A 22,098-nucleotide genomic window follows, 5' to 3' on the forward strand; every position below is an offset into this window, starting at 1 on the left:
TGATATAAAGATTTCTTTATATCGTTATCTGGTTTCGTTCAAGCGAATGGGTGGCCGTCCGCGCCGTCAATGCGCGGTCTTCACCATGTCCACCTGCGTTTCGGTAATGTCGTCGTGCAAGATGCTGTCGAGCCGGTCGGCGACAAGCTGATCGTCGCGGCGGATCTCACGTTTCCATGGCTGGCGGCCCTTCAGCACGCCCGATTCATCGACGATCTCGGCGACGTATTCCTCCTGCCGGTAGGCCATCACATGGACGCCGGAAACGCCTGAAATTTCCTTCACTTCGTTGATGATGTCGATGCAGAGCTGCTTGCCTTCCCTTTTCTGGTCCTGGGCGCCTTCCAGCCGCTTGATGACAGAATCGGGAATATGGATGCCCGGCACGTTCGAGCGGATCCACTTGGCCGTCTTGGCCGAGGCCAGCGGCCCGACGCCAACCAGGATGAAGCATTTTTCGGTGTAGCCGAGGTCGCGAACCTTTTGCATGTAGGTGCGGAACATCGGCACGTCGAAGCAATACTGGCTCTGCACGAATTGCGCGCCGGCGGCGATCTTCTTGCCCAGCCGATGCGGGCGGAAGTCGATCGGCGGCGCGAACGGATTGATCGCAGCACCCAGGAAAAGCTGCGGCGGCGTCGTCAGTTTGCGGCCGGACAGAAACTTGCCGTTGTCGCGCATGATACGGCAGGTCTCGAGCAGCGACATGCAGTCGAGGTCGAACACCGGCTTGGCGCCGGGCTGGTCGCCGGCCTGCACACCGTCTCCGGTCAGGCACAGCATGTTGGCGACGCCCATCGCGGCCCCGCCCAGCACGTCGCCCTGGATGGCGATGCGGTTCTTGTCGCGGCAGGCGATCTGCATGATCGGCGCATAGCCCATGCGGGTCAAAAGCGCGCAGATACCGACCGACGACATGTGGCAATTGGCGCCCGAGGCGTCGACGGCGTTGATGGCATCGACCCAGCCGTCGAAGATCTTGGCGCGGTTATAGACGTCTTCCGGATCGGCGCTGTCGGGCGGGTTGAGCTCGGTGGTGACGGCGAACTCGCCGCGCCGCAGGACGCGCTCCAGCCGGCCGCGCGAAGTGTGGCCGGGCAGGGGTTCGAGCGGCAGGTGGATGCCGGCCGGGTTCTCGTCGCGCTGGCGGCCGATCATGCCGACGCCCCGGTGTTTGCGGTCTCATTCTTGGCGGCAGCGGCCGCTTCTCGTGCGGTGGCCGCCTGTGCGGTCACCCGCAGCCAGGCCGAGGTTTCGCGCAGCGACTGGTCGACCGGCTTCTGCACGGTCAGGATCCTGTCGCTGTGCACCATGTTCTGCGAGCCTTCCCAGGCCTTGACCCAGACGCAGGGCATATCGGGCTCGACCTCGCAATTGCCGTTGGCGCGGACGCCGCCGCAAGGACCGTTGCGCAATTGCTTGGGGCAATTCATCGGGCAGGACATGCCGGTCGAGGACAATATGCACTGGCCGCACATGCGGCAGTCGAACATGAAGCCCTTGACGCGCTTCTCGACGAATTTGATCGGCCCTTCGACGCGGCCGTAACCTATGCCCTTCCACAAGGGATGGAGGAGCAGGAACATGTCGGCGAATTTGGCGTAGAACCATTCGAGTAATCGCGAGTGCCGCACAGACCATAATCTGACCGCAAAGGAACGCTGCACGCGCCGCTGCGGCGATACGTCGGCCGGCTTGTAGTCGGATTTCGGCGCTGCCTTTTTGACCAGAGTGGCCTGGGTAACCGGCTGGACAACCCTTTGGCCATCCTTGGCAGGAATGGTTTCAGACATTTTCTTTGCCGCCTGCCTTGACCAGGGCGACCAGCCGCTCGCGGTCGTATTTCGTGTCGATATCGTTGAATGCCTTCTCGACCTCGGCTTCGAGGTCATCGCCGACCGGGACGGGATCGGCCTTGCGCCATTCGGCCAGATAATCGTCGGTGCCGCCGGCGCCAGTGCGCATCGCGCACATGTCGATCGCTTCGGTGAAGCGCAGCGGCAGCTCGCGCTTGGCGTTCTGCCGGCCCTTCTTGACGATGATTTGGGCTGGGATGTCGCGCCAGTAGACGACGATCAGATCGGCCATGAATTCTCACTCCTCGTTCTGCGAGCATTGCCGGAAGCGCAGTGGGGCCGCTTGTTATGGGACGACGCGCGCGCATTCAAAAGCGACGCATTTGGATGTCGTAAAATGAAAGGTGTGATTATTCGTTTCCGGCGTCTGCCGGCGCCCGGTTCGAGGCGTCGGAAAAGCCGGCTCACGGCATGCGGATCCTGACGAGGAATGCGCTACCAGATGCCGGTTCTCAGGCCAGTCCAGAGATAGAACCAGATCGTCGGATGATACCATTGCTGTGATGGCAGACCGGGGTCGACGGTGGTGATTTTTCCGGCCAGAACATCGCTGACCGCCTCGACGCAGATGTCGCGCGAGAACGCGGCCTGGCGCAACGCGTAGCTGGAGATGGTGTCGCCGCGTTTCGGTTGACCGCGCACCTGTTTCAGCACGGCGCCCGTATCGACGCCGGCATCGACCAGATGCACGGTGGTGCCGAAATTCTGCGGGTCGCCTGACGTCAACGCCCAGTAGCCACCGTTCATGCCGCGGTATTTCGGCGTGATGCCGGCGTGATAGTTGAGCACCGGGCAAGGCATCCGGGCAAGCATGTCCTTCGACAACAGCCTGCAGCCATTAAGCAGGACAACGCCAGGCTGGATCTTCTTGATCGCTTCGAGGCATTCCGGCCCGTTGGCTGAGGCGACATGGATGATTTCCTGATCCCGCCGCGGCTCGACCTCGAGCTTTTCCTCGGCAATCAGCCGGGCGGCATGGCTGGCGAGAAGCCGTTTGCCCAGTCTGCTGAGCACCATCGTGCCAAGTTGGCCGATGGCGGAGATCCAGCCCTGGCGGCGAGCCCGGCCGCGAAGCAATTGCTTTTTGGATTCAGGCGTTTCGAGGATGACGCTGACAGGGCCGACGCGGTCGGTGATCGCGTTGACGATAGCCCAGACATGCTGGCCGCCTCCGGTGACGACCACGATCCGCGTACTGGATTCTGATGCTGCCATGGATCTTGCCCCCTCCAAGCAACCCGTTCTTGATAATGGTCGGGATGCTAGGGCGTCCGGGTTAATCCTTGGTGATCAGCCTTCGATACACAGTCAGCGCTTGAATTCGATGATATCGAGCTTCGATTCGTAGTAGGGCGCCGGAAATTCGATGCGCCATTCCTTGGCGCTGTTGCGGAAGGCATAGCCGACCTGGTCGGTTTGCGGGCCGCTGCCGTAGGGCTTTGCCGGATCATCGTTGACATAGAAGGAGCCGAGATAGATCGCGCGTTTCTCGCCATCATCGAAGAAGCGGCCCTTGGTGCGCTGCGAGCCGCTGATCTTTTCCAGCCGCCAGCCGGAACCGTCGTCGGTGACCTTGCACTTGAACCAGCCATAGATGACGAGCGGCAAAGACCCGCCGGCCTTGATGGTGCGGCACCGCCAACTGCCGGTCAGGTCCTTGTCGGAAAAGGCCACCAGCGGTTTTGCCAGCAAGGCGTCGAGTTGCTTGACCTCGGCCGCATCTCCAGCTTTCGCCTCGGCAAGCGCCGCCTTGCGCGTCTCGCCATAATTGTCGAGCCGCTTCTTGTCGGCCGGGGTGATGAGTTTCTGTACGTCGCCATCGGCATGAGCGGGCAGGGCGAAACAGAGGAGACCGAGTGCGGCTATCGAGAGGCGAGGGGTCATCGGTGCGTTTCCACGTTCGAATGGCCTGGAGGGCCTGTTGCCTTATGGCGCACAACTTACCCGTTCTCGGCGGCCTGTCACCCAGGGTTGGAGCATAGCGGGGTCAGGAATTGCTTCAGGCGTGTGCAGCCGCCTGCGCCATTCCGGCCGTCAGGTCGCCATAGCCGGTTGCGCGGCGTTCATAGACGAGACCAAGCATTCTGGCTGCCTTTTCGGCGACCTTGTCGAGTTCCGGATCATTGGTCTGGGCCAGATAGATCAGCTTCTCGTAGTTGCCGAAATAGTCCTTGATCAACTCCGGGTGCTTGTCGAGGCCGAGCGGTTTCATGAAGAAGGCGTCGAACTGCCGGCAGAGGAAGTCGGTCATGTAGAAGGACATCATGTCGTCGTCGGCGACTTTCGCATAGGCCTCCATGCCTTGATAGAAGGCAAAGCAGTGCGGGCCCGCCATGCGCTCGACGCCGTGCTTCTCGCAGATGCGGTCGAGCAGGCCGCCGGTGCCGCAGTCGGCATAGCCGACGAAGATGTTGCTGTAGCCTTCGGCCTTGGCCTTTTCGATTGCCTTGTCCATGGCCGGGGCGATGCGGTCCGGATAGAAATGGAATTCTGCCGGCAGGCAGGTCAGGTCGAGGTGATCCAGTCCGAGCTGTTCCTTGACGGCCAGAATTTCGCGCGCAATCATCCCACAGGCGATAACGAGCAGCCTGTCGTCTTGATTCGGTTTCGTTTTTTGCGTCTTGGCCATGGAACCCGTCGAGCCGGCCTTCGTTGCTGTAGCGCTAATTTATCTATTGAGGGAGACACCGTCCATGAAACTGCTACGCATCACGCCAATTGCCATCTTGACCTGCGCCCTGGCCCTCACGGCTTGTGCGAACACCGTCCGAGGCGTCGGCAAGGACGTCAAATCAACCGCCAATGCGGTCGAGGACACTGTCAACAATCCCTGATCCGCACCCGGCCTTCTTCATCTGGGAACAAAAAAGCCGCGCTGCAAGGCGCGGCTTTTCCTATTGTCCGGCCGAATTGGCCAATCAGGCCGAAGCGCGCACATTGTGCTTGCGCTTCATGAAGTCCTTGGCGGTCTCGACCGCCACTGCCGCGTCTCGGCAATAGGCATCGGCGCCGACGGCCTTGCCGAATTCCTCGTTCAGCGGCGCGCCGCCGACCAGCACGACGTAATCGTCGCGGATGCCCTTTTCCTTCATCGTGTCGATGACGACCTTCATATAGGGCATGGTCGTGGTCAGCAGTGCCGACATGCCGATGATGTCGGGCTGGTGCTGTTCGATCGCATCGAGATATTTCTCGACCGCATTGTTGATGCCGAGATCGATGACGTCGAAACCAGCACCTTCCATCATCATGCCCACGAGGTTCTTGCCGATGTCGTGGATGTCGCCCTTGACGGTGCCGATCACCATCTTGCCCTGCTTCGGCGCGCCGGTGGCGGCGAGCAGCGGACGCAGGATGAACATGCCGGCCTTCATCGCATTGGCCGACAGCAGCACTTCGGGAACGAACAGGATGCCGTCGCGAAAATCCTCGCCGACGATGCGCATGCCTTCGACCAGCGCTTCCGTCAGCACCTTGTAGGGCACCCAGCCGCGCTCGAGCAGGATGTTGGTGCCTTCCTCGATCTCTTCCTTCAGCCCGTCGTAGAGATCGTCGTGCATCTGCTGCACCAACTCGTCATCGGAAAGTTCGGAAAGGATGATCTCGTCGTCGGACATTTGTATCGAGCTCCTGCCGGCATCGCGACCATGTCGCAAGGCACACATCTTCGCGTTCATACCTAACCCGCTGAGGGCATGTATCCATAGCTGATTTGCGACTTCCCGCAAAAGGAAAGCGACCGTAACTCTCTTGGAATTCTTGTCGATTTTGCGACAGGCGTTGGCGCTGGCGGGCCGTTTCGAATAGGGTGCATGGCTACGATCTGGCAAGAAGCGGCGAGAGGCAGCTGCTATGGATTCCAGACAAGAACAGATTCAGGGAAGAACCACCATGAGCGAACACGCGGCAGTCGATCAGGAAGCGTCAAACGCGCGACGTGGGCGTGGCGCCAGTGGCGGGGCAGCAGCCCGGCGGGCAGCACGTTCGGGCGGTGGCCCGGGTACGCAGCTCACCTACATCAAACGCAAGATCAACGTTTACGAGGTGCTGGACGAGGAAGGCCTGGCGCTGATCGAGAAGAACACCGACACGGTGCTCGAGGAGATCGGCATCATCTTCCGTGATGACGCGGAAGCGCTGCAACTGTGGAAAGAGGCCGGCGCCGACGTCAAGGGCGAGCGCGTGCACTTTCCCAAGGGGCTGTGCCGCTCGCTTCTGAAGACCGCGCCGTCCGTCTACACCCAGCATGCGCGCAATTCCGAGCGCTCGGTGCAGATCGGCGGTAATGCCACCGTGTTCGCGCCGGTCTACGGTCCGCCCTTCGTGCGTGACCTCGACGGCGTCAGGCGTTACGCGACGATCGAGGATTTCCAGAATTTCGTGAAGCTCGCCTATATGGCGCCGTCGATCCACCATTCGGGCGGCACTGTGTGCGAGCCCGTCGACGTGCCGGTCAACAAGCGCCACCTCGACATGATCTACAGCCACATCAAATATTCCGACAAGCCGTTCATGGGCTCGGTGACCGCGCCGGAGCGCGCCGAAGACACCGTCGCCATGGCCAAGATCGTGTTCGGTGACGATTTCGTCGAGAACAACACGGTGCTGACCAGCCTGATCAACGCCAACTCGCCGATGGTGTTCGACGAGACCATGCTCGGCGCGCTGAAAGTCTATGCGCGCCACAACCAGGCCTGCATCGTCACGCCGTTCATCCTTGCCGGCGCGATGAGCCCGGTGACGGTGGCCGGCACGCTGACGCAGGTCCTGGCCGAAGTGCTGGCCGGCGCCTCGTTCACGCAGCTGATCCGGCCGGGCGCGCCGGTGCTGTTCGGCACCTTCGCTTCGTCGATATCGATGCAGTCGGGCGCGCCGACCTTCGGCACGCCGGAGCCGTCGCTGGTGTCTTATGGCGCCGCACAGCTGGCGCGCCGTCTCGGCCTGCCATTCCGCACCGGCGGCTCGCTCTGCGCGTCGAAGGTTCCGGATGCTCAGGCGGCCTATGAAAGCGCCAACACGCTGAACTCGACCATCCTGGCCGGCACCAATTTCGTGCTGCATTCGGCCGGTTGGCTCGAGGGCGGGTTGGCGTCCTGCTACGAGAAATTCATGATGGACATCGACCAGCTCGGCATGACGCAGAAATTCTCAGAGGGCGTCGATCTGTCGGAAAACGGCCAGGCGATGGACGCCATCCGCCAGGTCGGCCCCGGCAGCCACTATCTCGGCTGCGACCACACCCAGGCCAATTTCCAGACCGCCTTCTACCGCTCCAACATCGCCGACAACAATTCCTACGAGCAGTGGCTGGCCGAAGGCGAGAAGACAGCGCCGCAGCGCGCCAACGAGCTTGCCCGCCGCTGGCTGGAAAGCTACGAGGCGCCGCATCTCGATCCGAGCATCGACGAAGCGTTGAAGGACTTCATCGCCAAGAAGAAGGGGTCGATGCCCGACGCCTTCACTTGAAAGGAGCCCGAATCAGGCGGGGCTAAAGTCGCCAACATCATCCACAAGGAAGTCTGGCGGAGCGCGTTCTCCGATCCGGTCAAGAAGGGATGACTGCCGCGGGGCGCCGGGTTGAGGACATCGCGACCGTGCTTTCGGCCAATGGCCTAATCCTGCGCGGCGGCTTCAAGTGCGGAGCGAGCGAAACCCCGTTTGCCGACCTCTCAGGTGCTCCCGTCAAATCCGTCTTGCTGGTCGGGCAGGCTGGTGCAGCGCCTTGGCCGCATTTCCTGCGCTGGTTCGACAAGCAATCGCAGACCATCGCCAATCCGCTCGATACGTGGTCGCGCGAAGTGATCGGCGCCGTGGCCGAGGTATTCGGCGCACGGGCGATTTCTCCGTCGGACAAGCCCTATCTGCCGTTCCAGCAATGGGCGATGCGGGCGGAGGGACTGAAGCCGTCGCCGCTCGGCATCCTCATGCATCCGCAATACGGGCTATGGCATGCCTATCGCGGTGCGCTGCTGTTCGAGGACGAGCTTCCGATTCAAGCCGGCGAAGCGGCGCCTCACCTTTGCGATAGCTGCGTCGAGAAACCCTGCCTGAAATCCTGCCCGGTCGACGCCTATTCCGAGCAAGGATTCGCTTATCAATCCTGCCTGGCGCATGTGCGTGAAGCCGGCGGCTCGCCTTGCCGCAGCGGCGGCTGCCTTGATCGCAATTCGTGCCCCTATGGCACGGAGTATCGCTATCCGCCGGAGGTTCAGGCCTTCCACATGGCGAGCTTCGCACGAGCCACCAACTGATCCATTCCAATTGCGTGGTGCTCGTTCGCTTCGCGCATCTTGACGGCAGTTAGACACAAGTCTATTCATCAAGTCATCAGATGACTTGATGAATAGACCGATGCAACCTGCTATCCGAACCAATCTCACCGACAGCGCCACCGAGAGCCTGCGTGCCGAGATCGTCAGCGGCCGCTGGGGCGTCGGCGAGCGTATCCCCAACGAGGCAGCCCTGACCGACCTTCTGTCGGTCAGCCGCGGCACGGTGCGCGAGGCGGTGCGGGTGCTGGTCTCGCAGGGATTGCTGGATACGCGCCAGGGCTCGGGCACCTATGTGCGCTCCGCCGTCAATACCTCTGCCGCGCTCGACCGGGTCAAGCGCAGCGGCTTGCGCGATCAGTGGGAGGCGCGGGCAGCGCTGGACCTCGAGGCCGCACGGCTCGCCGCCTTGCGCCACACGCCAGCCGATCTCAAGCGGATGCGGCAACTGCTTGCCGAACGCGGCACCGTCGCGGACGGCGGAAGCGATGCCTTCATCCGGCGCGATCTCGCTTTCCACAAATCCGTCGTCGCAGCGTCCGGCAACAGGGCGATGATGGAGCTCTACGACTTCTTCACCGCTGCCATCACCGAGACCATCCATGCCACCATCGACGGCGATCTGCCCGAACCGGACCACCAGGCGCATGCGGCAATCGTCGGCGCCATTGCCGCAAGCGATCCCGAGCGCGCGGTTGCCGCCGTCCGCGCCTTCATGGCGCCGGTGCTTGCCCAACTTGAAAGACTGCTTTCGCAATGAACCAGAGTTTTCGTCAGCCTGACCCGAAGGCGCAATCCGCCGCCATCGAGGGTCTGGAACTCATCGACGCGGAAGTCGACAGCCTGCCCGTACCGCAGCCGCCTGAACTGCGCAGCCGTGCCGCGCGCCTCGTGCTTGGCGCGAGCCTTGTGCTGATCGCCTTCAGCCTGAGGCCGCTGTTTTCGAGCCTGTCGGTGCTGTTGCCCGAGGTGATGCAGGCAACCGGGCTGTCGACGACGGGCGCCAGCCTGCTGACGACGCTGCCCGTCCTGTGCCTCGGCCTGTTCGCGCCCTTCGCGCCAAGGCTTGCGCAGCGCTATGGAGCCGAGCGCACCTTGCTCGGGGCGCTCGCCTTGCTGGTGCTGGGAACCGGCCTGCGCTGGTTCGGTACGGTTCCCCTGCTGTTTGTCGCGACCTTCCTGGCCGGCGGCGCCATTGCCATCGGCAATGTGCTGCTGCCAGGCCTGGTGAAGCGCGATTTCGCCGACAGGGCCGCCGTCATGACCGGGCTCTACACCATGGCGCTCTGCGCCGGTTCGGCTGCCGCCGCGGGCTTCACGCTGCCGATCGAGCATTTTGTCACCGGTTCATGGTCCGGAGCACTTGCTGCCTGGTCGGTGCCGACCCTGATTGTGTTGCTGATCTGGATTCCGCAGGCGCTGGGCAGCCGGCGGCAAGTGAGCCATCAAGGCTTTCGCGTCGTCGGGCTTTGGCGCGATCGCCTGGCCTGGCAGGTGACGCTGTTCATGGGGCTGCAGTCGGCGCTCGCCTATTGCATCTTCGGCTGGCTGGCGCCGATCCTGCGCGAGCGTGGCTTCGATGCGGCCACCGCTGGCGCCATGGTTTCGGTGTCAGTGATGGCGCAGGTCATCACGTGCCTCGCCGTGCCATTCTTTGCGATGCGGCTGAAGGACCAGCGCGGCATCAATGTGGCGCTCGTCGCCACGGCGGTGGTCGCGCTGCTCGGCATTCTCTTTGCGCCGACCTCGACGATGCTGTTCTGGGCGGTCCTGCAAGGCATCGGGCAAGGTGGCCTTATCGCGGCTGCCATGAGCTTGATCGTGCTGCGTTCGCCGGATTCGCATGTCGCCGCGCATCTTTCAGGCATGGCGCAAGGCGTCGGCTATGTGCTGGCGGCATTCGGCCCGCTGCTGGTGGGCCTGATCCGCGATTGGACCGGCAGTTTTTCGGGAACGGCGTTCCTGTTCGTCGCGCTCGGGCTTGGCGTAGCCATTATGGGGCTCGGTGCCGGCCGTGCGCTGCATGTCGGCGCGCGAACCGTGCGCGAGGGCGAGCAATAGCGTCCGCAATCCTGCACGAAATGTTGACTGCCACGCCCCGGGAATGCCTTGCCGTATGGCCTTGCGCGGATATGTATCGCGCATCAGTCGAACGGAGCGGGCGATGACGAAACACGACATTCAGATCAAGACCAGGGATGGTGTTGCCAATGCCGGGCTTTTCCGCTCGGCAAACGCATCTCCTGCCAAGGCCGGCGTCATCCTCTATCAGGACGCCTTCGGTCCGCGGCCGGCGCTCGACGGTATGGCCGAGCGGCTGGCGAATGAAGGCTATGCGGTGCTGGTGCCGGACCTGTTCTACCGCAATGCGCCTTACGGGCCGTTCGACGCCAAGACCGCCTTCGCCGAAGAAAAGACCAAAATCCCGCTGATGGCGCTGGTCACCGGCACGACACAGGAGATGACCATTAGCGACAGCGGTGCGTTCCTCGACGCGCTTGCTGCCGAGGGCATCACCGGGCCGATTGGCGCGGTGGGATATTGCATGGGTGGCGGCCGGGCGTTGAACGCCGCCGCTAACTATCCCGACAGGATAAGGGCGGCCGCAAGCTTCCATGGCGGCAATCTGGCCAGCGACGCCGCCGACAGCCCGCATCGCAAGGCAGCCTCGATCAAGGCGCGCGTCTATGTCGGCATGTCGGGTGTCGACAGGAGTTTCCCGCCGGAACAGTCGGCGCGGCTGGCCGAGGCGCTCAGGGTTGCGGAAGTCGATCATGTCATCGAGAACTATGCCGGGATGGCGCATGGCTGGTGCGTGCCCGATCATAGCGTTTTCAACGCCGCGGGTGCCGAACGCCACTGGAAGCGATTGACGACGCTGTTCGCAGAGACGCTGATTTAAGGCAGGAGTCACTGCGCACTGATCGCACACAGGTCGACTCTGAGCAGGACGCTACGCGTCTTTGAACCAGAACGGCAGCCGATGCGGCGAAGAGTGAGCGATGCTTGCCCTTTCGACGGCGGCAGATGACTGTTCACCTTGCCGCCGCCGGATCAGGCTGCGCCTAGGCGTTTGCCTTGCGATAGGCTGCTACGACAAGCCAAATTGCGGAAAGCAGAAAGTAAAACGCGCCGAACCCGGCATAAGGGGCGATGTCCAGAATCGTCGGCGCAGCCGTGCCGAGGGATCGGCTGATCATGAAGCCGCCGGCGAGGGCCGACTGCGCACCACTCAGGATCATCGCCCATTGTGCGCCTTGGTAGCGCCAACGCTTTAGTCCCGTGTTCAGTTGCAGCAGGCCCGAGAGGATCGCCCAGACCCCAAACACGGCCAGAACGGCATACATGCTGTTGGCGACCGCCACGATGACGGCGAGCGTCGTTATCAGGCTGACCACCACATTCAATGCCTGGGACGAGTTGGCCTTCAGGCCGCCATTTACCCTGGCGTCGACCAGATTGGCGAGGGCGTCCCATGCGGGGTAGATCACGAGCAGAAGCGCGGTGGGACCGGGTTGCCCGCCGAACAGAATGGCAGCAGCAACCCAGGCGATAGAGAATATGGCGCGTGCGAAATAATAGGATCGTAGCCAGCTGGACTGGGTGAATGATTGGTTTTGCATCGGCAGATTCCTTGTTGCTGTCTACCTATCAGTAGGTAGGCAAAGCCTTTGAGTCAACCCGATGTCCGGACACGTCCCTGTGAGAATCGGGAACGATGCACAACGTTGACAATTTGCCTACCAGAAGGTAGGCAGCGATATGAAATCAATGGCTTCGACTTCAGAAAAGATTCTCGATGTCGCGCAGTCTCTCATCGTCGCGGGAGGCTACAACGGGTTCAGCTATGCCGATATCTCGGCTGCCATCGGCATCAGGAAGGCGAGTATCCACCATCATTTTCCGACGAAGGCCGAGCTGGTTTCCGTGCTGGTGGATAGTTACAGGCGGCAGGCCGAAGCGGGTTTGGAATCTCTCCGGGGAGAACTCTCAAGCCCTGCTGAACAACTGCAGTCCTATCTGAACTATTGGCGGACATGCATTCGCGATGCCTCGCCGTCCTTCTGTGTCTGCGCGATGCTCGCCGGCGAGATGCAGATGCTGCCGGAAGAGGTCGCATCACGCGTTCGTGCCCATTTCCAAAATCTCGCGGAATGGCTTACGTCGGTGCTGCGGGCTGGAATGGAGCAGGACTTGTTCCGCTTGAACAATCGGCCGGAGGAGGAGGCCCAGATGCTGATGGCATCGGTTCATGGGGCAATGCTGTCCGCAAGAGCTTTCAGCGATCCCGGGTTGTTCACCACAATCGTCACCCCCCAGATCACCAGGCTGCTGGGACGGATTGCTAGAAAACCATCTGACCAAAGTGGTACCAGGCAGCGCAAGTGGCGCGCCCCAAATGAGCCGGTCGAGCGGGAACGAATAGCCTGATGCAATCTTATGATGTCGTGATCATCGGCGCGGGTGCCGCCGGAATGATGTGCGCCGTGGAGACGGCCAAGCGCGGCCGTTCGGTGCTGATCCTCGATCATGCGGCGGCGCCTGGCGAGAAGATCCGCATCTCCGGCGGGGGCCGGTGCAATTTCACCAACATCCATGCCAGCCCGAAGAATTTTCTGTCGGGCAATCCGCATTTCTGCATTTCGGCGCTCAGTCGCTACACGCAGCGCGATTTCATCGCCCTCGTCGAACGCCACCGCATTGCCTATCACGAGAAGACGCTTGGGCAGCTGTTCTGCGACGGCTCGGCGCGCCAGATCATCGACATGCTGGTCTCGGAAATGCAGGGCAGGGGCGTGGAGCTGGCGCTCTCGGCCAGCGTTGAGGATGTCCGCAAAACCGTGGAGGGGTTTGCGCTCACCCTCTCCACAGGCTTGGTTACTTGCCAGTCGTTGGTGGTGGCCTGCGGCGGCAAGTCGATCCCCAAGATGGGGGCGACCGGTTTCGGCTATGAGCTTGCCGAACGGTTCGGCCTTGCCATTGTCGAAACGCGACCGGCGCTGGTGCCGCTGACCTTCGACGCAAACACGCTCGAACGGCTGGCGCCCCTGGCCGGCAACGTCGTCGACGCGGAAGTCGCCTGCGGCAAGACGCGGTTCTCCGAAGCGATGCTGTTCACGCATCGCGGCGTCAGCGGGCCATCCATCCTGCAGATCTCGTCCTATTGGCGGGAGGGCGATGAAATCCGCATCGCCATGCTGCCGGGAGTTGACGTGGCGGACCTCATTCGGGTGGCCAAGCGAAGCAATGGGCGGCAAGCGGCACAGACGGTGCTGGCAAATCATCTGCCGAAGCGGCTTGCGCAGTCGATCGCCGAGCGCACCGGGATCGACGGCAACCTTGCTGATCTTTCCGACGCCCAGATGAAAACCATAGCTGCCGCAGTCAATGACTGGCGCATCAAGCCTGCCGGCTCAGAGGGCTACCGGACCGCCGAAGTGACGCTGGGTGGGGTCGACACCAACGGGCTGGACCAGAAGACGATGCAGGCGAAATCCGTGCCGGGCCTGTTCTTCATCGGCGAAGTCGTCGATGTCACGGGTTGGCTGGGTGGCTATAATTTCCAGTGGGCATGGTCGTCGGGCTGGGTGGCAGGCCAGGCGGCCTAGACTTGCGTCCGTGGCTTCGCCCCGGCAGCCGCTTTCTTCTTCTTTTTGGCCTGATTGTAATCGATCGCTGCGCGGACGAGCTCTTTTAAAGCGCCCTCATTGAGCCTGTCGCCCTCGAACATGTCGATTGCCCGCCACACCTTGCCGCCAAAACCATTGTTGAACAGATTGTCGGGGTCCGGCAGGCTGGCGCCATGGGAAAAGGTGAGTTTCACCTTGTCCTTGTGGGCGTTGCCGACCACGATGTTCCCGTCGAGGCACCATACCGGGCTGCCCATCCACTTCCACTCCTCGACGATGTCCGGGTCGGCTGCAAGGATGGTCTTGCGGATGCCGGCGAGCGTCTCGCCGCGCCAATCGGTGAGGCCGGCGATCAGCTGGTCGATCTGTTGCGAGGGGGTCATTGGGTGTCTCCTGTGCCTCGACGCGTTTCAACCGTCGCCCGTTACCAGCGCGCCAGCTGGGTGATCTGAATGAGGTTGCCGCAGCTGTCGTTCAACTGGGCGATGGTCGAGCCGGTCACCTCGGTCGGCGGTTTGATAACGCGCCACCCTTCGCCTTGATACGCTCGTAGTCGCCCTTGACGTCGTCGGTGAAGAACATGACGGCGGGCTGGCGCTGCTTGAAGATGGCTTCCTGATAGGCCTTGGCGGCCGGGTTGTCGTTGAGCGCGAGCTGCAGTTCGGTTCCATCAGGCTCTTCAGCCGAGGCCACGGTCAGCCAACGATAAGGCCCATTACTGAAATCGGCCTTTTTGGTGAAGCCCAGCACGTCGGTGTAGAAGCGCAGTGCGTTTTCCTGGTTGTCCACATACACGCTGGTCAGCTTGATCTTCATTGCTCTTTTTCCTCTGTCATAGTCGGTCATTACGGGATCCAGCCGGGCAGGGCCGCGGCCTGCTTGATCCATTCCACCATCCTCGCCTCATCGAACGGATCGTCTTCGCGGATGTCGATCAAGCGCACATCCTTGCTCTTGGCCGTGCCGCCAGGCGGAATCGGCCGTAACGACGTGCCGCTGAAGAAGGTCACCTTCAAATAGTGGTTGAAGACATGGAAACTCACGAACCAGCCCTGGCCTTCGACGCCGTAGAAGGGCGAGTTCCAGCGCACGGCCTTGCGCACGTCGGGCACGTTGTGTTCGATGAGCGCGTCGAGCCGCTCGCCGAGGCCACGCTTCCAGCCCGGCATTGCAGTGATGTAGGCCTGCACCGGAGCGTCGCCGTCGCCCTTGGCGATTTTCGGGTTGCCGCCCGAGAGCAGGACCGGTGCGGCCTTGGTCGATTGTCCCAGCGTCTTGGCCATTCTGCCCCACTCCTATCCGCCGGCACGCTGCGCGCCGCGGCCCTTGGCGGCATAGGGCAGCACGAACATGTACAGGCCGCTGAACAGCAGCAGGAAGAGCGGCAGGAGCGGCGAATAGACCACCCAGGCGGGAGGCTGGCCGAATGCCATGGTGACGAAATTGGCGACGACGGTCAGCGTAAAGATGATCGACAGCCAGCGATGAATTTGCCGAACCCACATGTTCCAGTCCAATAGTTCCTCCTGTCAAAACAGCCGACGCGGACCCGTGATCCGCATGTCGGCGGGTTCAATCTATCCGCGCCAGGACCTGACTCAGATTTGTAAAGTACTGCCGCCACCCACTCGTCGCGCCCCGATACGCCTGCTCCTGATCCGGCCGGAAGCCGGACTGTTCCATACGCAACCGGGTTCCCGTGCTGGTCGGCATGAGGGTCCAGGTGACGACACTCTCGAGGCCATAGGCCTGCCACGTGTAGGACAGTGTCTTGTTCAGCTCGACGGCTGTTACCTGGCAGTCGACAACAATGCTCACGTCGGGTTGCGGCTCCTTTCGCAGATTGAAACGGTGGTCCACGACTGGCTTGAAGTCGTTCTTCATCAGCCATTCCTCGATCAGATGCGGTTGGGTCAGCGCGCGCCAGATTTTCTCCGGCGGATAGGGGATCTCACGTTCGACGACGACGGAGCGCGTTTCGGTCGCAATGTTGGTCATTGGTCCATTCTTTTGAGCAAATTTTCGAGGTCGTCGAACCGGCTCTGCCAGAACGCATTCATCTGGTTCGTCCAGTCGGTCAGCGGGGAAAGTGCTGCGAGCTGGGCGCTATAATGGGTCTGCCGTCCTTGATGGCGGTCGCGCACGAGCCCGGCCTGCCTGAGCACGCCGAGATGCTTCGACACCGCCGGCTGCGAGACCCCCGACTGGGCCGTGAGGGCACCGACCGTCTGCTCGCCTTGCCGGCACAGGCGCTCGAAGATCGCACGGCGCGTCGGATCGGAGAGTGTTCTGAAGAGGACATCGTGAGCGTTGTTCATTTTGGATCGATAACCCGGTGGCTATTGATTGACGTATAACCGCCGAGATATGGATGTGTCAAGCGGGGTGCCGGCGGTCACGATCCGGCGGTTTCCAAAAAAATCTTTCCATTGCCCCAAGGATTAGCCATTAGCCTTCGTCCAACAGGCAAATGATGGCGATGATGCTGGATGAAAGCGAAGCCTCCGACGCCGAACTGATCGGGCGGGCGAAGGGCGGAGACAGGGGAGCCTTCAGCACATTGCTGGAAAGGCACTATGACTTCGTCTATCGCGCTGCCTATCGCTGGTGCGGCAGGAAGGCCGATGCCGAGGACATAGCCCAGGAAGTCTGCGTCAGGCTGGGCAAGGCGATCCGCGGCTATCGCGGCGGCGGGGCCTTCACCACATGGCTCTATTCCGTGACCCTGAACGCCGCGCGCGACATGATGCGCAAATCCGCCCGCGAGACAGTCAAGACAGAGGCCTATGGCGTCCATGCACTGATCTCAGGCGAGGCGTCGGTCGAACCGGAAGATCCGGCCGAAGCGCTGTGGACGGCGGTGCGGCAACTGCCGGACAAGCAGCGCGACGCCGTGCTTTTGGTCTATGGCGAAGGATTGAGCCACGCGGCCGCCGCCGAGGCGATGGCGATCTCGGAGACGACGGTTTCCTGGCACATCCATGAAGCGAAGAAACGGCTGAAGACGCTGATGCGCGCGGCCGGGGAAGTGTGACCATGGTCGACGACAACGAACTCAACAGACTGCGCGATATCGCAGCACCGGCGCCCGCCAAGGATGCCAAGGCACGTGCCTTCGAGGCCGCCCTGCGCGCCTATGATCAGGAAAATATTTCTGCTGTCACCCAAGGATCGATTGGCGGGCTTCGTCTCACAGAGCGAGCACAAAAGCTCTGGAGCGAGATCATGCAAAAGAAACTCATTGCCACGCCGGCCCTTGCCGGGCTCGTCGCCCTGCCGATCGCCGGATACGCCACCTTCCATCTGCTGAGGGAACAGCCGCCCAAATTCGGCGGCGACGAGAAAATCACCGAGACGCTGGCCGATAAGCCGGCGACGGTGAAGCCGACGACCGCCGAACCGAAGCCGGCTCGCGGCGAGTTGGAGAAGGACAAGAAGGCAGACGCGGATGTGGAAAGCCGCGGCGCCACCGATGCGCTTGTGGCGCCGGCCTCGCCGCAGAAATCCGAATCGACCGTTGCTTCCGGCGCGGCACAACAAAATGCGCTGGAGCGCGGTGTGCTGGCCGAGCCTGCGCCGCCGGCACCGACAGGTGAATTCGCGCTGGATGGCGCTGCAAGTGTACCCAGCACCTCGCGAGCCCGCATGCCGGCCGAATCCAAGCTGATGGCGCCGCAGCAGCCGTCGATCTTGCCGGCCGACCAGATGCAGCCGCAACCGGAAAACCGCGACCGCATCGAGGATTTCAAGACCAATCCGGTGCATGCGGCACTCGAGGATCCGGTCTCGACCTTCTCGATCGACGTCGACACGGCCTCCTATTCCTTCGTGCGCGGCTCGCTGAAGCAGGGCACCCTGCCGCAGGCCGATACTGTTCGCGTCGAGGAGATGATCAACTACTTCCCCTATGACTGGAAGGGTCCGGAGTCGGCCTCGACACCATTCAACTCGACCGTCAGCGTCATGCCGACGCCGTGGAACACGCAGACCAAGCTGATGCATGTCGCCATCAAGGGTTTTGACGTCAAGCCGACCGAGCAGCCGAAGGCCAATCTGGTCTTCCTGATCGATGTCTCGGGCTCGATGGACGAGCCGGACAAGCTGCCGCTGCTCAAATCGGCATTTCGCCTGCTGGTCAGCAAGCTGAAGGCCGACGACACTATCTCGATCGTGACCTATGCCGGTGACGCCGGCACAGTGCTGGAGCCGACCAAGGCGTCCGAAAAGGACAAGATCCTCAGCGCCATCGACAATCTGACGCCCGGTGGCAGCACGGCCGGCGAGGCGGGCATCAAGGAAGCCTACAGGCTGGCGCAAAAATCCTTCGTCAAGGACGGCGTCAACCGCGTGATGCTTGCTACCGACGGCGACTTCAATGTCGGCCAGACCGATGACGACGACCTCAAGCGGCTGATCGAAAGCGAGCGCAAGACCGGCGTTTTCCTGTCGGTGTTCGGCTTCGGCCGCGGCAATCTGAACGACCAGATGATGCAAACCATTGCCCAGAACGGCAACGGCACCGCCGCCTATATCGATACGCTGGCCGAGGCTGAAAAGGTGCTGGTCGAGGATGCCTCGTCGACGCTGTTCACCATCGCAAAGGACGTGAAGATCCAGGTCGAGTTCAACCCGAACAAGGTCTCGGAATATCGCCTGATCGGCTACGAGACCCGCGCCTTGAACCGCGAGGATTTCAACAATGACCGCGTCGATGCCGGCGATATCGGTTCGGGCCACTCGGTCACCGCGATCTACGAGATCACGCCCAAGGGCAGTGGTGGCGAGCAGATCGACCAACTGCGTTATGGCCAGGCGTCGGTGGACAATGGCGGCGTCGCCAATGCGGACGAATATGCCTTCGTCAAGATCCGCTATAAGCTGCCGAATGAAGACGTCTCGAAACTGATCACCACGCCGGTGACCTCGGCCAACGAGATTTCGTCCTTCGACCAGGCCAGCACCGATCAGCGCTTCTCCGTCGCGGTTGCCGCCTTCGGCCAGAAGCTGCGCGACGAGGATGCGACCGCGAAGTTCGGCTACGACAAGATCATGGAGATCGCCACTGCCGCTCGAGGAGCCGACCCGTTTGGGTACAGGGCCGAGTTCCTCTCGCTTGTGCGCCTTACCTCTGCGCTGGGCGGTAACCGGTAAGTGATGATGACGGCCGGTTTCTTTCAGATGGGATCGTTCTGATACGGGGGAACCGACCGCGGGCGGGTGAGGCAGGCCAGCGAGGGAAACCTTGCCGGCCTTTTTTCGCGGATTTTATGGGTCGTTAAATTGCGCGGCATTTCCGGTACCGGATGGCAACCCCCTCCTTGTTACGCAGGACAGGTGTACTGGGCTTGAGGGAGCCGAAATTGCAGATCAGGACTATCGCCAACTCGATACCCCCAGCGCCAGACGCCTCGGCGGTTTCATCGGCCCCATCATCGGAATCCAGGCGTATCAGTGACGATGTCGCACAGGCGCGCCACACCGCCCTGTCGGCGCTGACCAACGACCGCTTCCGCATCATGCTGGAACAGATCACCGACCCCAGCGCTTCAGGCGCGCTGATGACGATGCGCGGCGACAATGTGGTCGACTTCAAGTCGGCGCAGTCGAGCTACGCCGACAACAGCGAATAACCGAAATCGATGAGGTCAGGCCCGGCTGCGGCGGCGCTCGCGCCGGGCTTCGCTGGTCTCGGCGGTGTTTTCCGTCGCGACCTTGTTGCGCATCGGACCGATGCGCTCGACGATCGCGGCAACCGTCGGACGATCCGCCTTGGTGTGCGCATCGAGCGCCTTGCGCATGGCGGCAAGGTGCTGGAACGAGGTGCCGCAGCAGCCGCCGATAATCTTGGCGCCGCCATCGACGGCGAGGCGTACATAATCGGCCATCAGTTCTAGCGTGCCGGAATAATGGATTTCGGTGCCGCGGAATTCGGGAATGCCGCAATTGCCCTTGACGATCACCGTCGCCTCCGGCTTCGCCTCGGTCATGTCGAGCAGCGAGGCCAGGATGTCGGACGCGCCAACGCCGCAATTGGCGCCAACGCCGAGCGGCGCCTGCGACAGCCCGTCGGTGACGCCGTGGATATCCCTGGGCAGCAGGCCCATCATGGTGCGGCCGGCAGTGTCGAAGGAACCGGTATAGGTGTAGGGCAGGCCGACGCGGATAGCAGCCTCGGCGGCGGCCCGGATCTCGTCTGGAGCCGACATCGTCTCGATCCAGGCGACTTCGGCGCCGCCTTCCTTGAGGCCTTCGATCTGCTCGGCGAAGGCGTCGACCGCCTCGTCATAGGTCATGGCGCCCAGCGGCACCAGCAATTCGCCGGTCGGGCCGACCGAGCCGGCGACGATGACCTTGCGGCCGGCCCTGCCGGCGACCGCACGCGCAAGCTCAGCGGCGCGTTTGTTCAACGCGTGCACGCGATCCTGCGCATGGTGCAGCTTCAAGCGGTGACGGGTGCCGCCGAACGAGTTGGTGAGGATGATGTCGGCGCCGGCATCGACGAAATTCTGATGCAGGCTGGTGATGGTGTCGGGCGCCGTCTCGTTGAGCAGCTCTGGCGCCTCGCCCGCCTCCAGCCCCATGGCGAACAGGTTTGTGCCGGTGGCGCCATCGGCTAGCAGCACGCCCTTTTCAGCCAGCAGCGTATCGATCGGGTTGGTGGTCGTCATCGGATTGGCTTTCATGTTTCGAATTCGAATAAGGATATAAAGAAGTCTTTATGTGTAGTCAATGATTTTGCCGCGACCGCTCGGCCAGATGGAGCCCTTTCCTCACGATCCGGGGGTGATCTCGACGTGGATCTCGGTGCAGATGCCGCCATTGGTCGGGTGATGGTCGACCGAGCAGGCGGTGACCACCAGCAGGAGGTCCTGTTCGGCGCGCAACGTCACATAGCCGCCCGGCGGGTTGATCGACGCGGAAACCACCAGCCGACCGTCGGGTTCCGGCAAGGAGTTCTGAAAGAGATCGACCGGATCGGGGGCGAAAGGCAGCGATATGCCCTCTGTGGCCAGCGCCTGCATCAGATTGTCCCGGCAGTTCGGATGATTGGGAAATCCGGCGCGCTCATAAAGCGCGCTGTCGCAAGCGGGGTAAAGCATGTCGTGCGGACCCGGCGAGCCATCTTCGACCAGCGTCAGCATCGGCTTGGCGGCGGCACTGAAGAAACTGTCGCCGATTGCGGGAAAAAGCCGCTCGGTGATGTCACGGGTCTGCGAGGTGCTCAGCCAGTCAAGCGCCGGGTCGGTGCTGAAAGCCCAGAGATCGGAAACCTGCTGTCCTTTGGGATCGATGATGCGGATGAGGTCGCCTCGTGAGACGCGGATGGCGCGGCCCGACTGGGGTGGAACGACGATGCGGCGCGGATCGGGCATGAGCTGTCCTTCAAAAATGGAAATGGCGTGGCCGGGACGAGGCTCCACCAGAGGACCATGATTGCCAGAGATCAGACAGTGCCTGTTGGGAACGACATGCCGGCCAGCCTGTGCGCGAAGCCGGACGCCTCGTGCGCGTTGATGTCGGCGGCGCGGATCAAATTGTCAAAATGCTGGATCAGCGTCTGGATCGGCTGGGTGGCGTTGAGCACCAGATACATGTCGCCGACATAAATGGCGGCGCGATAGGGACCGAAGATGGTGTAGGGGATGGAATAGCGAATCCGCCCGTCATAGAGAAACAGCCGGAAGGTGGGGTAGAGGTCGTCGAGCAGCGTCGCCATGTGCAGCAATTGGGCGCGGCGGTCGGCTTCCGGGAAACGATCCCAGACACCCAGGCCGCGGGCGAAAATCTCCAGCGTATGGCGAGGCATGCAGACTTCCATGTCGGTTTCCGGCCGCCTGTTGTAGTCGATGCGGTATTGCGTTTCGCCGGCCTGGGCGAGGCGGCTCTTGTTGGTGATGCCGGCTTCGTAGTCGACCAATGCTTCGGTGCGCAGAAGGTCGGGAATGCCGGCCGGTACGTAGCGGATCTTGGTGCCGGCCGCCTCGGCATGCCATTTGGCCAGCAGCGTGCGGTCGAAGCCGTCCGGTGCCTCCTCGATCTCCAAGCTCTCGCGGATTTCGCCGGTGAGGCCCTCGTCCTGGCTGAGGCCGAGAAGCCAATCGAGCGACACCTTGAACTCGGCGGCGATGTTGAGCAGCGTTTCCGCTCGGGGCAGACGCGTCGAGGCGCCCGACAGCAGCTGCGACAGCGCCGAACGGTCGATGCCGACCGCAGTCGCGAAGGCCGACTGGTTCAGGTCGGAGCGTGTCAAGAGTGTTTTCAGGCGCTCGCGGAAGATCGTCGACAGGTCGCGCTTGTCCATGTCCGTGCTCCACCTCGATTGAGGAAAAATTTGCGCCGAAT

28 protein-coding genes are annotated in these 22,098 nt (G+C 62.2%); 11 read left to right on the top strand and 17 right to left on the bottom strand.

Annotation, left to right across the window (positions count from 1 at the left end; translation table 11 throughout):
* Positions 1 to 66: 66 nt before the first annotated feature.
* The 6 genes from AC0L2U_RS01735 to AC0L2U_RS01760 all read right to left on the bottom strand — a co-directional run bounded on the left by AC0L2U_RS01735 (position 67) and on the right by AC0L2U_RS01760 (position 4,485).
* The gene (locus AC0L2U_RS01735; protein WP_292631230.1) at positions 67 to 1,158 is read right to left on the bottom strand and encodes a methylenetetrahydrofolate reductase; all 1,092 of its coding nucleotides are present in this window, start codon (positions 1,156 to 1,158) and stop codon (positions 67 to 69) included.
* The gene (locus AC0L2U_RS01740) at positions 1,155 to 1,793 is read right to left on the bottom strand and encodes a methylenetetrahydrofolate reductase C-terminal domain-containing protein (RefSeq protein WP_127397519.1); all 639 of its coding nucleotides are present in this window, start codon (positions 1,791 to 1,793) and stop codon (positions 1,155 to 1,157) included. The genes AC0L2U_RS01735 and AC0L2U_RS01740 overlap by 4 nt, the downstream gene beginning before the upstream one ends.
* Complete coding sequence (locus AC0L2U_RS01745; protein ID WP_023812316.1) at positions 1,786 to 2,088, bottom strand: virulence factor; 303 nt, start codon at positions 2,086 to 2,088, stop codon at positions 1,786 to 1,788. The genes AC0L2U_RS01740 and AC0L2U_RS01745 overlap by 8 nt, the downstream gene beginning before the upstream one ends.
* Positions 2,089 to 2,291: 203 nt before the next feature.
* Positions 2,292 to 3,071: a formyl transferase gene (locus tag AC0L2U_RS01750; RefSeq protein WP_127271185.1), complete on the bottom strand. Its 780-nt coding sequence runs from the start codon at positions 3,069 to 3,071 to the stop codon at positions 2,292 to 2,294.
* Positions 3,072 to 3,164: 93 nt separating this feature from the next.
* On the bottom strand, positions 3,165 to 3,740 hold the full coding sequence (locus tag AC0L2U_RS01755; RefSeq protein WP_292631233.1) for a DUF4893 domain-containing protein: 576 nt from the start codon (positions 3,738 to 3,740) through the stop codon (positions 3,165 to 3,167).
* A 115-nt stretch (positions 3,741 to 3,855) separates the two neighbouring features.
* Positions 3,856 to 4,485, bottom strand: coding sequence for a DUF1638 domain-containing protein (locus tag AC0L2U_RS01760; protein WP_127317923.1), 630 nt, complete (start codon positions 4,483 to 4,485; stop codon positions 3,856 to 3,858).
* Positions 4,486 to 4,549: 64 nt separating this feature from the next.
* On the opposite strand from AC0L2U_RS01760, the gene AC0L2U_RS01765 reads away from it, so the two are divergent.
* The gene (locus AC0L2U_RS01765) at positions 4,550 to 4,690 is read left to right on the top strand and encodes an entericidin A/B family lipoprotein (protein WP_023812312.1); all 141 of its coding nucleotides are present in this window, start codon (positions 4,550 to 4,552) and stop codon (positions 4,688 to 4,690) included.
* Positions 4,691 to 4,774: 84 nt separating this feature from the next.
* Here the strand turns inward: AC0L2U_RS01765 and AC0L2U_RS01770 are convergent, their stop codons facing one another.
* The gene (locus AC0L2U_RS01770) at positions 4,775 to 5,473 is read right to left on the bottom strand and encodes a corrinoid protein (RefSeq protein ID WP_027029468.1); all 699 of its coding nucleotides are present in this window, start codon (positions 5,471 to 5,473) and stop codon (positions 4,775 to 4,777) included.
* 274 nt (positions 5,474 to 5,747) lie between these two features.
* Here AC0L2U_RS01770 and AC0L2U_RS01775 point away from each other — a divergent pair, with 274 nt between their 5' ends.
* The 5 genes from AC0L2U_RS01775 (at position 5,748) to AC0L2U_RS01795 (ending at position 11,027) form a co-directional block, all read left to right on the top strand.
* On the top strand, positions 5,748 to 7,322 hold the full coding sequence (locus AC0L2U_RS01775) for a trimethylamine methyltransferase family protein (protein WP_024501311.1): 1,575 nt from the start codon (positions 5,748 to 5,750) through the stop codon (positions 7,320 to 7,322).
* Between the two features lie 89 nt (positions 7,323 to 7,411).
* Positions 7,412 to 8,107, top strand: a complete 696-nt coding sequence (locus tag AC0L2U_RS01780) for a 4Fe-4S dicluster domain-containing protein (RefSeq protein ID WP_127398441.1) — start codon at positions 7,412 to 7,414, stop codon at positions 8,105 to 8,107.
* 100 nt (positions 8,108 to 8,207) lie between these two features.
* Positions 8,208 to 8,885 carry a FadR/GntR family transcriptional regulator gene (locus AC0L2U_RS01785; protein WP_292631238.1) on the top strand — a complete coding sequence of 226 codons (678 nt, stop codon included), beginning with the start codon at positions 8,208 to 8,210 and terminating at the stop codon, positions 8,883 to 8,885.
* A complete protein-coding gene (locus AC0L2U_RS01790) occupies positions 8,882 to 10,186 on the top strand; it encodes a CynX/NimT family MFS transporter (protein ID WP_128363374.1) in 1,305 nt (434 codons plus the stop codon). The genes AC0L2U_RS01785 and AC0L2U_RS01790 overlap by 4 nt, the downstream gene beginning before the upstream one ends.
* A 103-nt stretch (positions 10,187 to 10,289) precedes the next feature.
* Positions 10,290 to 11,027 carry a dienelactone hydrolase family protein gene (locus AC0L2U_RS01795; protein ID WP_128363373.1) on the top strand — a complete coding sequence of 246 codons (738 nt, stop codon included), beginning with the start codon at positions 10,290 to 10,292 and terminating at the stop codon, positions 11,025 to 11,027.
* Positions 11,028 to 11,190: 163 nt separating this feature from the next.
* On the opposite strand, the gene AC0L2U_RS01800 is transcribed toward AC0L2U_RS01795, so the two are convergent.
* Entirely contained in the window at positions 11,191 to 11,748 is a 558-nt protein-coding gene (locus AC0L2U_RS01800) for a DUF308 domain-containing protein (RefSeq protein ID WP_473601316.1), read from the bottom strand.
* 139 nt (positions 11,749 to 11,887) lie between these two features.
* Between AC0L2U_RS01800 and AC0L2U_RS01805 the strand changes: the two genes are divergently transcribed.
* The gene (locus AC0L2U_RS01805; protein ID WP_473601317.1) at positions 11,888 to 12,556 is read left to right on the top strand and encodes a TetR/AcrR family transcriptional regulator; all 669 of its coding nucleotides are present in this window, start codon (positions 11,888 to 11,890) and stop codon (positions 12,554 to 12,556) included.
* The gene (locus tag AC0L2U_RS01810; RefSeq protein ID WP_473601318.1) at positions 12,556 to 13,734 is read left to right on the top strand and encodes a BaiN/RdsA family NAD(P)/FAD-dependent oxidoreductase; all 1,179 of its coding nucleotides are present in this window, start codon (positions 12,556 to 12,558) and stop codon (positions 13,732 to 13,734) included. The genes AC0L2U_RS01805 and AC0L2U_RS01810 overlap by 1 nt, the downstream gene beginning before the upstream one ends.
* On the opposite strand, the gene AC0L2U_RS01815 is transcribed toward AC0L2U_RS01810, so the two are convergent.
* The 6 genes from AC0L2U_RS01815 to AC0L2U_RS01840 form a co-directional block, all read right to left on the bottom strand.
* Positions 13,731 to 14,138 (bottom strand): DUF1801 domain-containing protein, encoded by a 408-nt coding sequence (locus AC0L2U_RS01815; RefSeq protein WP_473601320.1) that lies wholly within the window; start codon positions 14,136 to 14,138, stop codon positions 13,731 to 13,733. The two genes, AC0L2U_RS01810 and AC0L2U_RS01815, sit on opposite strands and share 4 nt — an antisense overlap.
* A gap of 115 nt (positions 14,139 to 14,253) precedes the next feature.
* Positions 14,254 to 14,601 (bottom strand): VOC family protein, encoded by a 348-nt coding sequence (locus AC0L2U_RS01820; RefSeq protein WP_473601321.1) that lies wholly within the window; start codon positions 14,599 to 14,601, stop codon positions 14,254 to 14,256.
* A complete protein-coding gene (locus tag AC0L2U_RS01825; protein ID WP_473601323.1) occupies positions 14,601 to 15,038 on the bottom strand; it encodes a DUF1801 domain-containing protein in 438 nt (145 codons plus the stop codon). The genes AC0L2U_RS01820 and AC0L2U_RS01825 overlap by 1 nt, the downstream gene beginning before the upstream one ends.
* Positions 15,039 to 15,050: 12 nt before the next feature.
* Positions 15,051 to 15,272 carry a hypothetical protein gene (locus tag AC0L2U_RS01830; RefSeq protein WP_292134250.1) on the bottom strand — a complete coding sequence of 74 codons (222 nt, stop codon included), beginning with the start codon at positions 15,270 to 15,272 and terminating at the stop codon, positions 15,051 to 15,053.
* 55 nt (positions 15,273 to 15,327) lie between these two features.
* A complete protein-coding gene (locus tag AC0L2U_RS01835) occupies positions 15,328 to 15,753 on the bottom strand; it encodes an SRPBCC family protein (RefSeq protein ID WP_473601324.1) in 426 nt (141 codons plus the stop codon).
* Positions 15,750 to 16,073: an ArsR/SmtB family transcription factor gene (locus AC0L2U_RS01840; protein WP_023812297.1), complete on the bottom strand. Its 324-nt coding sequence runs from the start codon at positions 16,071 to 16,073 to the stop codon at positions 15,750 to 15,752. The genes AC0L2U_RS01835 and AC0L2U_RS01840 overlap by 4 nt, the downstream gene beginning before the upstream one ends.
* A 155-nt stretch (positions 16,074 to 16,228) precedes the next feature.
* On the opposite strand from AC0L2U_RS01840, the gene AC0L2U_RS01845 reads away from it, so the two are divergent.
* The 3 genes from AC0L2U_RS01845 (at position 16,229) to AC0L2U_RS01855 (ending at position 19,385) form a co-directional block, all read left to right on the top strand.
* Complete coding sequence (locus AC0L2U_RS01845; RefSeq protein WP_127810181.1) at positions 16,229 to 16,789, top strand: RNA polymerase sigma factor; 561 nt, start codon at positions 16,229 to 16,231, stop codon at positions 16,787 to 16,789.
* Between the two features lie 2 nt (positions 16,790 to 16,791).
* A complete protein-coding gene (locus AC0L2U_RS01850) occupies positions 16,792 to 18,906 on the top strand; it encodes a vWA domain-containing protein (protein ID WP_128287860.1) in 2,115 nt (704 codons plus the stop codon).
* Between the two features lie 209 nt (positions 18,907 to 19,115).
* Positions 19,116 to 19,385 (top strand): hypothetical protein, encoded by a 270-nt coding sequence (locus AC0L2U_RS01855; protein ID WP_023812294.1) that lies wholly within the window; start codon positions 19,116 to 19,118, stop codon positions 19,383 to 19,385.
* A gap of 15 nt (positions 19,386 to 19,400) precedes the next feature.
* Here the strand turns inward: AC0L2U_RS01855 and bmt are convergent, their stop codons facing one another.
* The 3 genes from bmt to AC0L2U_RS01870 form a co-directional block, all read right to left on the bottom strand.
* Complete coding sequence (bmt, locus tag AC0L2U_RS01860; protein WP_164895589.1) at positions 19,401 to 20,423, bottom strand: betaine--homocysteine S-methyltransferase; 1,023 nt, start codon at positions 20,421 to 20,423, stop codon at positions 19,401 to 19,403.
* A 102-nt stretch (positions 20,424 to 20,525) separates the two neighbouring features.
* Complete coding sequence (locus AC0L2U_RS01865; RefSeq protein WP_127810184.1) at positions 20,526 to 21,128, bottom strand: DUF1989 domain-containing protein; 603 nt, start codon at positions 21,126 to 21,128, stop codon at positions 20,526 to 20,528.
* A gap of 71 nt (positions 21,129 to 21,199) precedes the next feature.
* Positions 21,200 to 22,057: a helix-turn-helix domain-containing protein gene (locus AC0L2U_RS01870; protein WP_127267834.1), complete on the bottom strand. Its 858-nt coding sequence runs from the start codon at positions 22,055 to 22,057 to the stop codon at positions 21,200 to 21,202.
* Positions 22,058 to 22,098: the final 41 nt, after the last annotated feature.

It is taken from the genome of Mesorhizobium sp. WSM4808 (assembly GCF_055811675.1).